Below are 12,894 nucleotides of genomic sequence, written 5' to 3'. Positions count from 1 at the left end.
TGGTACCAAAAATGGCTGCCTGATAGTTCAGGTGGCCATTGTCGTTTTCAGAGGCACGTAATTTTCAGGTGCGACATTTCGTCGCATTGCACTTTACGGCGTATACCCTGATACTTTCTGTAAGTGTACGCAGCCACACAGGCCAGATGCTTCCATAACAGCCCGAACGACGCGCTGATAACCATCCAGGTGTACAGCTTGAGACGCTGTACATGCAGTACATGATAAATATAATGATATCAATATGATTTAAAAGGGTAAATAATGCATAAAAAATCGATTCTTGCCGGTATTGTTGCCGGTTTGATGGTAGCGGGAGCAGCGCAAAATACTTTCGCACATACCCGATTGAATGTTCCGACTGCTACTGAAGGCGAGCGTGCCATCAACCATATTATGATCGGTCATTCCTGTAATGAAACCACGCATACGATTGGAACTTCGGTTGTTTTTCCAAGTGGTGTTGGTTCCACCATTCTGGTTGACGGTGTTCAGCATAGCGGTTCAATCACGGATTTTCTGACTAACTATGGCAATAATGCCTCATTGTTTTACGATCGTTCGGCATTTGACTACATGGATGAGAAAACCGATGCGAACGGAAACGTGGTCGGTTTCTGGGCGGGCGGAGGCTCAGGCATGCCGGGCAATTTAAGTGTGGCGCTGCCATTCAGACTGACAGCCGCAAGTATTGAACCGTCATCCTGCGCTGCAAGCGTGAAGATTTACATATCCATTGTTGATATTTGTGAAATCACCGGGGTAAACTATTTCGGGGAAGGTACAGTTGAACTATGGACACATGCAGGCCTTGGTACGCCGTATGACCGCGACCTGCATTTTGCTGTTGATGCTGGAACCGATCCCGGTCCGGCATCATTCACCATCAATCGGGACCTGGCAAATAATCCGCTGCCTGAAGATTGCGGTGAAGGCGTTGCTGTTGAAATGAAACCTTCAGCGGCCCAGATCAATCGTGATATGCCAATCAAGTTTAACGGACAACAAGTGTGGCCGTTGCCATAAGCTGTTACTACGCTGATAGACATTAATATAAATCCTGCAGCCGAACGTGGATGCAGGATTTCTTCTATATTCAAAAGGTTATTTCAGGTGCGACATTTTGTCGCATTGCTATCCATACAATTGATAAGGATAATCGATACTAACTATTAAACCATGCCGTTCCCTGGTGATTTGCAGCAATACAAATCGATATGGTCACAAGGCTGTAACGGCAGCAGATGGAGTTTGCAATGCAGAATCGATTTATTTCCAAATTTTCAATCAGTCTTTATATAACCCTATATTTACTGGTTCACGCAGCAGGCAGCAGCGCACACGGCGGCGGTGCAACAATGGATGCCGCGGGCGTGTCCCGGACGTTTACCGCCGTGGTGCTGGTTTCCTGCTTTGATGACGGTAACGGACCCGCAGAAAACCTGATAGCCCGCGTACGTGATAATTCTCCACCGGTGCCGGGGCTGCTCGTCAATTTACAGCTTTTCAAAGGCAACAAGGCAGTCAGTATTACCGATACCGTTTCCGGTGATGCCGATTACAGCCCGTATGTTACGTTGCATGGCGGACCGGGTGTTTATTATATGATTATCAACAAAACAGATGTCGGCGCGCGCTCGGTTGACGCCGAGTGGCATTGTAATACTGTCGACGGCATACATACAGGAACAGAGATATCAATATCACAATTTAATTAAGTATATGAATTATTGATGGCCTCTTTGCCTTATTTGTTTAATTGAGAACTTGAAAACATCAGTGATGAAAACAGAAACACAAGACGTGTGCGCAACGGTTATTCGTAATTTGGCGATTCTGCTTTCCTGCGTTTATATAGCGACAGGCGCGGCTGCTGCACAGCTTGCCAACGAAATGTCACCGCCATGCGAGCTTTCAACACTAGAAGGCGAGCCAGTTGTTAATGTGCAGGCATTGAAAGGTGAAGTTGTGTATCTGGATTTCTGGGCATCCTGGTGTCCGCCGTGCGTAGAATCTTTTCCGTTTCTGAACCAGTTGCATCATGAATTTAGCGAACAAGGACTGCGAATCATCGGTGTGAATCTTGACGAAAAAATGGCAGACGCTAACGTATTCCTGGGTAAGTATGGTGCGGATTTTGCCATTGCAGCAGATCCCACCAGGCAATGCGCAAAGAACTTCGACGTAATTGCAATGCCTTCATCCTACCTGATCGATCGCGAAGGCATTGTACGGTACATTCACCGCGGTTTTCGCTCAGGGGAAACAGATAAAATCCGAAAAATCGTTGAACAGCTTCTAAACCATCAACCCTGATGGCCCAATCATGAAATTCAAACATTTTTTTATAATTCTATTAATATCAGTTTCAGGTGTGCTGGCATCAGGCTGTGCGCAGGTGCCGGTCTGGGAACGCGGGCATCTTGCAAAGCACCAGATGGCTGTCGATCCGTATCCATTACAAAATCACATTCAACTGCATAATTATTCTAGTCGGGAAGCTGCTGCCAGTACCCATTCCTCCGATGGTGGCGGAGGTTGTGGATGCTATTGAGTATTTCCGGTTTAAATGGCCAAAAAGAACAATAAGCCAAAGATCAGCCTGAAACGTGCAGTTAATTCGATTGCCAGCAATAAACCAGTTACCCGTAAACGCCAACGTGGCACTGCGGTAGCAGCTGCCGGTTCAAGCAAAACGCTGCAGGCACTGACGTCGGCTGCAGTCATGCTGCCGGGGCTGTTGCTACCCTCTGCGCAGGCAGCTGACGGTGATCATATCAATTTTCAATTTAGCCGCTATCAGGAAAGCAAACGTAATCTGTTCGGTATACCAAACAGTCAAAACCCGATTCGTGCGGATATCCTGCACGGCAGCGGCCTGTTTACCCTGACTGACCGCGCCAAATTCGCGTTTAGTTACACACAGGACATCTGGTCCGGTGCAACCCCAATTGTCACTTCGCCGTTGGCGGCCAATCCTTATAGTCCGATACGTAGAAACACACCGTCGGGCACTGTTGTTGCAGGCGCATCGCCTCTCATGAATCCATCGGAGGGAGTGCTGCTTGACCGTGATTTGAATCCCCTTCAGCGCGATACAGGCATGCAGGACACCCGTTCAGTGTTGGTGCTCGCTACGGCGTCACCAGAAACGCGAAACCAGGCCAACTTCAGGCTTGGTTACGAATGGTACGAAGCTGAAATCAATGCCAGCGCGGGCTTTTCACTGGAGAATGATTACAAATCCAGCTTTGGCAACCTGGGCGGCAGACTGGATTTCAATCAGAAACTGACCAGTGTAAAGTTCGGCGCCGGTTATACCAGCAGCGATATCAGCGCTATTCTCGACCATGATGCAGCACCGTATCTGACCAAAACGGCTTTCAGCGATCAGATTCGGCGCCGGGAAGACGGCGCTGAGATTTTGCGCGCTGAACGTCAGGACTGGGCCGCCAATATCGGCGTAACGCAGGTTCTCACAAAGCATTCGTTGGTCGACGCCAATTTTGGTTATACCCACAGTAATGGTTATCTGGAAAACCCGTATAAAGCAGTAACGGTGATATTCGTCGATCCGGAAGTGTTGAACAACGGCCAGACAACACCGATACTGGGTGATGTGCGCGCTTTGCTTGAACAGCGCCCCGGACAGCGCAACCAGTTTGCGTTCAGTACAAAATATATTCAGCACATCAACCCACTGGATGCCGCGTTGCACTTTAATTACCGGTTCTCTACCGACGACTGGGGAATCAATACCAATACTTTCAGCGCAAACTGGATTCAGCCACTTCCGGGCGGTTGGATTGTAACACCGAGAATCCGTTACTACTCGCAGGATTCCGCTGATTTTTACCAGCCTTATCTGATTACGCAACAAAATTATTCAACGCAGGCCGTGGATAGCCTGGGCAGGAACATCTGGGTTGACAGTAACAATCCTGACATTGAATATGTCAGGGACGAGAACTTTAATTTACTGGACAGTGAAGGCAATATTGTTAGCGTATCGGACGTACAACCCAAAACGATTCCGTTCGATGCCGGCAAACTGCCGGGTGATTTTTCCAGCGATCACCGGCTGGCAGGGTTTGGTGCATTGAGCGGCGGTGTCACGCTACGCAAAGAGTTTGCCAAGGGCATTGCCCTGGAAGCCGGGTTCGAGTATTACACGCGGGCCAGTTCAATGAAGCTGGGCAGCGGCGGCGGCAACAGCTTTGCAGATTTTGACTATTATGTCGCGAATGCTGCATTGACAATTAATCCCGGAATTATGAGCCTGCCGGGCTCAAGCGGTCATGCGCACCACCATGCGCATACCGGTAAAGATAACTCCCACAAACATAGCCGTCATCATCTTCAGCCGGCGGGCCTGATGTTTGCACACATGCTGGACAATCCGGGTGAATTCATGGTGGGGTACAATTTTATGTACAGTCGCATGGGCGGAAACATGCTGCACGGCAGCAATACCGTCAGCGATCCGACGATTGTCAGCGAGGGCTGCAGTACTGAAATTTTATGCACCTTCAAGCCTGCGGAGATGGACATGCGTATGCATATGCTGGACATCATGTATGCGCCGACCCGCTGGCTCAATCTGATGTTGATGCCACGTTTTATGGATATGGAAATGCATCTGCAGGAGCTCGAAGGCAGACCGCCTCCTGAACCGGGTGAGCATCAGCATTTTGGCGGTCATACGACTGGCGTGATCGGTGATACATTAATCGCATCGTTGATCAAACTGTATGAAAAGCAGGGACATCGTGTTCACGCGGGCCTGGGAATCAGCGCACCAACGGGGAAAACCGACTTGGAGATACGGCGGGTTTTCAGGGTTGATGGTGGAGCGATACATTTCGGTATGCAATTGGGAAGCGGCACATGGGATTTTGTTCCGAGTCTGACTTATACAGGGGAATATAATCGATGGAACTGGGGTGCTCAGGTCAGCGGTGTAAAACGTATGGAAGACCGTAACGAGTCGGGTTATCGCCTCGGTGATCTTTTTCAGGCGACGACATGGGGTGGAATTGATCTGACGTCCTGGCTGACAGCTTCCGTTAGGGGCTTGTATACATTACAAGACCGGATTCACGGAGATTTTAATACGTTAAATGCGCGCATCGGTCCTATGGATTTTCCGTCCAACTATGGCGGACAATTTTGGAATATCGGATTGGGTGTAAACGCTATCATACCCGATGGCCGGTTTGCAGGTCACCATTTCGGCTTTGAATGGTTACAACCCGTGCACACGGATGTCAACGGGTTTCAGCTGGACCGCAAGGGCGCATTGACAGCATCCTGGAGTTACCGGTTCTGACATTTGGGTGGTGCTTGCCATGGTTTGTTGATGGGTACGCCGAACTGTGCGATAAATAACTATGGCGCGACTAAAATATTATCCCTACAGTTTCAAGGCAATGGGATCTCCCTGTTTGATTCAGCTATATGCAAAAAGCAAAAAAAAAGGTCAGGAAGCTGCCGATGCAGCCATTGCAGATATCAATCGGCTTGAGTCACTGTATTCCCGCTATCGCGCGGACAGTTTCTTATCAAAAATCAATCGGGTAGCTGCAGATGCCGGCAGTATTGCTGTTGACGACGAAACGGCCGGTTTGCTGGATTACGCAGCAACGTGTTACCAGCAGAGTGATGGGCTTTTTGATATTACTTCGGGCATATTACGCCAGGTATGGGATTTTAAATCTGATCAGTTGCCGACACATGCAGAAATAGACAAGATAAAGAAAAGAATTGGCTGGCACCGGTTAAAATGGGAACGGCCGGTTTTATCGTTTGGGGTGCCGGGAATGGAAATTGATTTTGGCGGTGTAGTCAAGGAATATGCCGTTGACCGGGCTGCTGCACTTTGTTTTGATGCTGGTATCGAACATGGCGTTGTCAACCTGGGTGGAGACATCAAGATTATCGGCCCTCATCCGGACGGCAGCCCCTGGCGAATTGCAATTCAGCATCCACGCAACCCCGATGTGGCGCTGAAAATTTTGTTGCTTCAATCGGGTGCACTGGCCAGTAGTGGCGATTACGAACGATGCATTACTATTAACGGCAGACGTTACGGACATGTGCTCAATCCAAAAACAGGCTGGCCTGTCAGCCATATGGCAGCGGTCAGTGTTGTGGGAGAATTCTGTGTCGTTGCAGGCAGCGCGTCGACCATCGGGATGCTCAAGGAGGCGCTGGGAGCGGACTGGCTGCGAGATCTGGGTTTGCCACATTTATGGATTGATACCAAGGGTGGTACGGGCGGTTCTTTACTAGATGCTGAGTGACGTATAAATACGATACAGGGGAGTGTGAGGTGACGATACCTCAGCACGATGCTAGTTACTCTATCAATATGATATTGCCAGGTACAGCGTTGCCGTGGTGTTATGGAGCAAGACACAGTACGCGGGAAAGGTCGTTCCCTTTTCAAGAACTGTAACGCGGCTGCAGGACACCACGGTAGCGCCCTGTGGGTGAGCTTGTCAGCGCCCATGGACTGCGTTGCGTCTTTTGGTAATAGAACGACTATTTCCTGCAAGACACGCCTTGCCATGAACACTGACAAGTTCACTGAACCCGGCAATATCATATTGATAGAGTACTATCACCTATCAGTATTATAATTTTGTTCATAATGTGGATATAAACGGGTAACCAGCAGCATTAAAGCCGCCGCAATAACAATGGCAAAGATCGTGCCATAGATCAGCAGCAACCAGTTATCCGGTTTAAGTACCCCAAGCATGACAATCAGGAGCAGGATCGGCAAATCAAGAAAATGTGTAAATGTTGGAATGTTTTGCGCGCGAGTCCGCCTCAGTTCCGGCGTGAAATTACCTGTTTGCAAGGCTTTTTCTGCCAGGCGGTTTAACCGGACAAAATAAATGCGAGTCACTGTATTACCTTCAATAAATTCAAAGATGAATAGAAGCACCATGCCGGCAAGCCATGGAGTACGAATGAAGCTCCAGCCGTCATAGAAAACAGCGATCAACCAGCTGCCCGAAATGAGCAATATAATTGCACCCGGTACGACCACTGCATCGTAAAATAATGCAATGTTGCGTACGGATTCCGAGAAACGGACCAGCTCGCTGGTTTGACGTGATCGCATATCGTGTATCCAAACGCCGATTAAACCGCCGCCAATCAGAATGGCGCCGATGATATGTGCCAGTTTAAGTAATTCATAAATCATTTTCTAATCATATAAATAAATGATACAGCTCATGTACTTAAATCAATTAAAGCCTGTTGATCACAGCTTATAAAGCTTTTGGCAAAAAAACAATACAGAGCGTTCAAGATACTTTAGGCTACAATTGAAGTTTGAATATTGAGCAATATCTTTATCCGCATGGAGTTCAACCAATGAATGATCGACAGGAGTTTGCATACAATGACTGAGTATATCCTATGGTTTGATCAGCTGAAGATGAACGATGTGGGGCGCGTGGGTGGTAAAAATGCTTCACTCGGAGAAATGATTTATCATCTTTCTCGGGCCGGGGTCAATGTACCTCCCGGTTTCGCGACGACGACTGCGGCTTATCAGGAATTTCTGGAAGTCAACCAGCTTGTCGATCGCATCAACAGTGTACTGGACCCGCTGGATGTCGACGATATCTCAGCGTTGACCGCAGCGGGCAGGACAATCCGCGAGTGGGTCTATCAATCGACCATACCGGACAGCATTAGACAGGCAGTGACACACGCCTACGAGAAACTGACTGCCGACGTAGCGGACAGTAAAGAATTATCATTCGCCGTGCGTTCTTCAGCAACTGCTGAAGACCTGGAGGACGCCTCGTTTGCAGGGCAGCAGGAGACCTTATTGAATGTTAGCGGGCTGGACGCCTTGTTTGAAGCAATCAAAATTGTGTTTGCCTCGTTGTATAACGATCGGGCTATTGCGTACCGGGTTCATCAGAATTTTCCGCACGACAAGGTGTATTTGTCGGCAGGAATCCAGAAAATGGTGCGCAGTGACCTGGGTGCCAGCGGCGTCATGTTTACACTGGACACCGAGTCCGGCTTCCGTGACGCTATTTTCATCACGGCGGCATACGGTCTTGGAGAAACCATTGTTCAGGGTACGGTTAATCCGGATGAATATTATGTTTATAAAACCGGATTGAAAGCTGAGCGGCCCGCGATACTTTCACGGCGCCTGGGTACCAAGGCCGTAGAAATGATCTATGCTGACAGCCGCGCTCCCGGTGAAGCGGCGACACTGATTCGTGACGTTGATGATGAGCGAAGCAAGCGATTTGCCTTGTCTGATAGTCAAATTGAGGCGTTGGCGCATCAGGGGCTGATCATCGAACAACATTATGGCCGTCCGATGGATATTGAATGGGCGCTGGACGGTGTGGATGGCCAGTTATATATTGTTCAGGCAAGACCAGAGACTGTAGAAAGCCGGGACAAACCGGTCATGGAGCGTTTTCGACTGATTGACAAAGGTACAGTATTGGTTGAAGGGCGCGCAATCGGGCAGAAGATAGGCCAGGGGGCCGCGCGCCAGATCATGAGCATTGATCAAATGCACGAAATTCAGCCTGGCGACGTGTTAGTCACTGACATGACGGACCCGGATTGGGAACCCATTATGAAACGTGCTGCTGCTATCGTTACCAATCGTGGCGGTCGTACTTGCCATGCCGCCATAATTGCAAGAGAGATGGGTATTCCGGCGGTGGTCGGCTGTGGCGATGCAACGACCAGCATTCAAAATGGCGCTGCTGTGACGGTTTCCTGCGCCGAGGGCGACACAGGTTATGTGTATGCTGGTAAGTTAAATTACGAACATAGCAGTGTCAGTGCCGGGGAATTACCTGAGCTTCCGGTTAAAATCATGGTAAATGTCGGCAACCCGTCATACGCATTTTCATTTTCCCGTATTCCCAATCATGGCGTCGGTCTTGCACGACTGGAGTTCATCATCAGTAATACCATTGGTGTGCATCCGAAAGCGCTGCTTGAATTCGACCAGCTTCCCGATGACCTGAAGAGGGAAGTCGGCAAGCGCGCCGCCGGTTACAAAAATCCCGTCGATTTTTATGTTGAGAAGTTAACTGAAGGAATTGCTACTCTGGCAGCTGCATTTTATCCTAACCCGGTTATCGTGCGAACGTCTGATTTCAAATCTAACGAATATGCAAATTTGATCGCGGGTGACCGGTATGAGCCGCATGAAGAAAATCCCATGATTGGTTTTCGCGGCGCTTCCCGTTATTTTTCTCCCGATTTCAAGGACTGCTTTGAACTGGAATGCAGGGCACTGCGCAAAGTACGTAATGAAATGGGGCTGACCAATGTTGAGATCATGATTCCGTTCTGCCGCACAGTGCAAGAAGCCGAGCATATCACAACGCTGCTGGCATCGCAGGGGCTCGAGCGCGGCGCTAATGATCTGCGATTGATCATGATGTGCGAGATTCCCTCCAATGCATTGCTCGCAGATGAATTTCTGCAATTTTTCGATGGTTTTTCCATCGGATCAAACGATATGACGCAGCTGACGCTTGGTATTGACCGGGACTCAGCCCTGATTTCACATGTGTTCGATGAGCGCAATCCTGCGGTGAAAAAATTGCTGAAAATGGCAATCGATGCCTGTCGCAAACAGAACAAATATGTTGGTATCTGTGGGCAGGCTCCTTCGGATTATCCTGATTTCGCACACTGGCTTTATGATCAGGGTATCAGCAGCCTGTCGCTCAATCCGGATTCGGTTATGCAGACATGGCTTGATCTGGCAAAAATCCGGCATGAATAAACAGCAACGGACCGTTTTCTATCTATCCGACCGTACTGGAATAACCGCGGAAACGCTTGGCCATAGCCTGTTGACACAATTTGATGGTATCGCATGGGAAGTCGTCAGCGTACCCTTTCTGGATGATATCGAAAAGGCCCGGGCGGTATCGATAAAAATCAATGAAGCTGCCGAGCAAGATGATTGCCGGCCACTGGTGTTCAGTACGCTGCTGAATCCTGAAGTACTCGAAGTTATCAAACAGTCCAACTGCCGTATTTTTGATTTCTTTGAAACGTTTATCCGCTCTATCGAGGAGGAACTGCATCTGCCGTTTGCCCGCATGGCCGGTCGCTCTCACGGGTTACAGCATCATTTATCGTATTTCAAGCGGATTGCCGCCCTTAATTACGTACTTGCTCATGACGACGGTATCAGGCCCAAGCACTATGCAGAGGCTGACATTATTTTAATTGGTATATCACGTTCGGGAAAAACGCCCACATGTCTGTACCTGGGGTTGCAATATGGAATCGCTGCCGCCAATTATCCGCTGACACCCGATGATATGCATAGGCATGCCTTGCCTCAAGTATTGGAAAACGTCAAGAGCAAACTATTCGGACTGACTTTGAGTCCAGCACAATTGCATTCAATTCGTAGCGAGCGTCGTCCGAACAGTCAGTACGCATCGCTTGAACAGTGTGAAAAAGAAATTCAGTGGCAGGAATCGCTGTTCCGTAAATGCAGTATTCCATATCTCGATACGACGCGGATCTCGATCGAGGAAATCAGCGCAATTATACTGACGCGCTGTGGTCTGAGGCGCCAGTTATACGGATAAAAAAACAGGGTAATCCATACCGCATCATACTAATGCGCGTGGTCGTCGGGCGGCGGCATGATTTCATCTTCCTGGTTAAGCAGTGCCAGCTGCTGCGTCAATGCATTGATATTTTGCCAGCCAAAGCCCTCGAACTGCGCGTTCCATCGCGCACGTAAATAACCAAAACGGTCAATCATGAATTCCATATGTACCGGCATCAAACCAGCACCGTTTAAATCCGGCACAGCCCTGACCCGGCGATAAAGCAGGTATGTGTCGGTGATTTCTGCAGATTCTTCCGTGACAACCGGAAAGGGGACAAGATCGCTAATTTCCAGTAACTCCTGTTGGTCGAGCTGTTGCATTGGAATCGCAAGAATTGCAGCATTATGGTCCTGGGTTACACGCTCATGAGCATGTTTGAGCTGAATCAGTCGCTGTTGCGACTGCGGCCAGGAGAAAAAAACCAGTATGGTGTTCTTTTTATAACGAAAATCCTTAAGATCGCCACTGCTGCCGTCACTGGCCGAGTAATAAAAAACCGGTGCAGCAATAGCCGGTACTTCAGGAATAATCATGGTGCCGAGCAGACGAGCGTCAAATCCGCGTGACAAGGCATGCAGGTAATTGACCACATCCCAGATATCTTCATCGGTCAGAATTTCGGCGAAACCTGGCATGCTGGTGCCAGGTACACCGTGCGCTATCCAATGATAAAAATTACCAACGGTGTGCCGGACTGTGTGTGGTTCGGTAAGCAGATCGGCCGGGCTGGTTGATAATGTCTGGGCGAGCCTGCCGTTGCCTTTACCCTGTGGACCATGGCAATCTGCACAGTGTTCGGCAAACAGTTGCGAGCCATGTGATATTGACAGTGTATCAAGGGGAATCTGTGGTTTCATATAGGTTTCAGGATAGGCCTCGATTGTAATCGGTGGCAGTGCAATGGCCATTGCAGCAGCAGCCAGTGCGCTCGGCAGGAAAAATTTATTTTTCCAGTTCCAGCGTAAATGCATGCCCATCCAGGCAAGACACAGCGCAATCGAAAACAGTAGGAAACCGGACCAGAACAATGCTTCATCGAGCGATTCTTCCGATGCGCTGTCAAATGCGAAGCGGAAAGGAAACGGCCAGTGTTCTATAATTGCGTGCTTGGCGGGCAGTGTGTTGGCAAGAGTGGTGGCTACGAACATCAGCGCCAGAGCCAGTATTAATTCAAGCCGTATCCATTTCCTAAGATGAGCGATCCCCCGCCTGATCTGATCATTGATGTCAACCTGTGAAAACAGAGGCAGCCATGTGTTACGCACCTTGTATGCAATGGCCAGAATGAACATCAGGATCATCAGTTTCAGGTTTAACAGCCAGCCATAGGGGCTTGATACCAGGGTATGATAATCATCTTCTATCATACGATCGGTCACGATTAATCCTGTGACTATCAGCAACACCATAACCGGTAGCGCCATGTCGGAGAATTTCTCCAGAAATGTGGCGTTGAGTACACGCGTGACTTTGTCAAATTCTCTGTTACTGTTCAGAATAATCAACATAAACACAGGTAGTCCGCCAAACCATATTCCGGCCAGCAGTATATGCAGAGCAAAAGGCGCGATAGAAACAAGCGACATTTCGTCAGCGCTTGAATGGCTGACAAAAGTTCCTGCAATCAAGGGTAATGATGCAAACAAGGCGCAGACGCCATAATGCCAGCGTGCCCGGTTTTTACGTAGCAACCCGGCAATTACAATGAATAGGATTGTAGCCAGTATGACACGGATCAACGCGATAAATCCGACCTTGGTCTGCCAGATAAACTGCTGCCATGCTGCAGGATCCAGCGCATTGGATACATTTCCAGTCGCTTCTCCAGTCGTTGATGCCAGAACAACGACCAGGCCAATCACAACCAGCGCCGCCAGCCAGGTAAACCCTTTTTCGAGCCGGGAAAGCCATGAAGACGGAATTTCAAGTACTGCTTTTTTCTGCCAGGTAATGGCAAGAAAAAAACAACTGCCAAACAAAATCAGGTTGGCTGTTAACTGCGCCCACCGGCCCAGATTAGATATAAATTCGAACATAGTAATTATTGTAGTTCTGCTTTATCGTTACAGATGTTGATATATGTATCCACGATCAGGTTGAAGATAAAAGCCATACATGCCACTGCTGTAGACAAAATGTGTGATATTTTACCTTGAGCGGATGGATATTCAAGCAGGTTTAGCGTTTAACCGAATGTTGCCTTTTATACAGGCAACGGATTATTGTTGTGCTAGCCTGTTGCGTT

Annotated in this window: 10 protein-coding genes; 8 read left to right on the top strand and 2 right to left on the bottom strand. The window is 48.8% G+C overall.

The features are described 5' to 3' along the window. Positions 1–264 precede the first annotated feature (264 nt). The 6 genes from BMY62_RS09380 to BMY62_RS09355 all read left to right on the top strand — a co-directional run bounded on the left by BMY62_RS09380 (position 265) and on the right by BMY62_RS09355 (position 6,302). The gene (locus tag BMY62_RS09380; protein WP_090658950.1) at positions 265–1,026 is read left to right on the top strand and encodes a hypothetical protein; all 762 of its coding nucleotides are present in this window, start codon (positions 265–267) and stop codon (positions 1,024–1,026) included. A gap of 230 nt (positions 1,027–1,256) precedes the next feature. Continuing rightward, on the top strand, positions 1,257–1,718 hold the full coding sequence (locus BMY62_RS09375) for a hypothetical protein (RefSeq protein ID WP_090658992.1): 462 nt from the start codon (positions 1,257–1,259) through the stop codon (positions 1,716–1,718). Positions 1,719–1,782: 64 nt separating this feature from the next. Next, positions 1,783–2,316: a TlpA family protein disulfide reductase gene (locus BMY62_RS09370; protein ID WP_090658948.1), complete on the top strand. Its 534-nt coding sequence runs from the start codon at positions 1,783–1,785 to the stop codon at positions 2,314–2,316. Positions 2,317–2,326: 10 nt separating this feature from the next. Continuing rightward, the gene (locus BMY62_RS09365; protein WP_090658946.1) at positions 2,327–2,554 is read left to right on the top strand and encodes a DUF4266 domain-containing protein; all 228 of its coding nucleotides are present in this window, start codon (positions 2,327–2,329) and stop codon (positions 2,552–2,554) included. Between the two features lie 15 nt (positions 2,555–2,569). After that, positions 2,570–5,329, top strand: a complete 2,760-nt coding sequence (locus BMY62_RS09360; RefSeq protein WP_090658944.1) for a DUF3570 domain-containing protein — start codon at positions 2,570–2,572, stop codon at positions 5,327–5,329. 61 nt (positions 5,330–5,390) lie between these two features. Then, positions 5,391–6,302 (top strand): FAD:protein FMN transferase, encoded by a 912-nt coding sequence (locus tag BMY62_RS09355; RefSeq protein WP_090658942.1) that lies wholly within the window; start codon positions 5,391–5,393, stop codon positions 6,300–6,302. Between the two features lie 320 nt (positions 6,303–6,622). Here BMY62_RS09355 and BMY62_RS09350 read toward each other — a convergent pair whose 3' ends face one another. Further along, positions 6,623–7,216: a DUF2269 family protein gene (locus tag BMY62_RS09350; RefSeq protein ID WP_090658940.1), complete on the bottom strand. Its 594-nt coding sequence runs from the start codon at positions 7,214–7,216 to the stop codon at positions 6,623–6,625. A 201-nt stretch (positions 7,217–7,417) separates the two neighbouring features. On the opposite strand from BMY62_RS09350, the gene ppsA reads away from it, so the two are divergent. Together ppsA and ppsR are read left to right on the top strand one after the other, a co-directional pair. Further along, a complete protein-coding gene (gene ppsA / locus BMY62_RS09345; protein ID WP_090658938.1) occupies positions 7,418–9,799 on the top strand; it encodes a phosphoenolpyruvate synthase in 2,382 nt (793 codons plus the stop codon). After that, positions 9,792–10,622, top strand: coding sequence for a posphoenolpyruvate synthetase regulatory kinase/phosphorylase PpsR (gene ppsR / locus BMY62_RS09340; RefSeq protein ID WP_090658936.1), 831 nt, complete (start codon positions 9,792–9,794; stop codon positions 10,620–10,622). Before ppsA ends, ppsR begins: the two co-directional genes overlap by 8 nt. 29 nt (positions 10,623–10,651) lie before the next feature. On the opposite strand, the gene BMY62_RS09335 is transcribed toward ppsR, so the two are convergent. Further along, positions 10,652–12,685 (bottom strand): c-type cytochrome, encoded by a 2,034-nt coding sequence (locus BMY62_RS09335; RefSeq protein ID WP_090658934.1) that lies wholly within the window; start codon positions 12,683–12,685, stop codon positions 10,652–10,654. Positions 12,686–12,894: the final 209 nt, after the last annotated feature.

Origin of the sequence: Nitrosomonas marina, assembly GCF_900111605.1 — a bacterium.
Lineage (GTDB): Bacteria > Pseudomonadota > Gammaproteobacteria > Burkholderiales > Nitrosomonadaceae > Nitrosomonas > Nitrosomonas marina_A.
The sequence above is the reverse complement of the archived record's forward strand: the minus strand, read 5'-3'. Positions and strand labels throughout refer to the sequence as shown.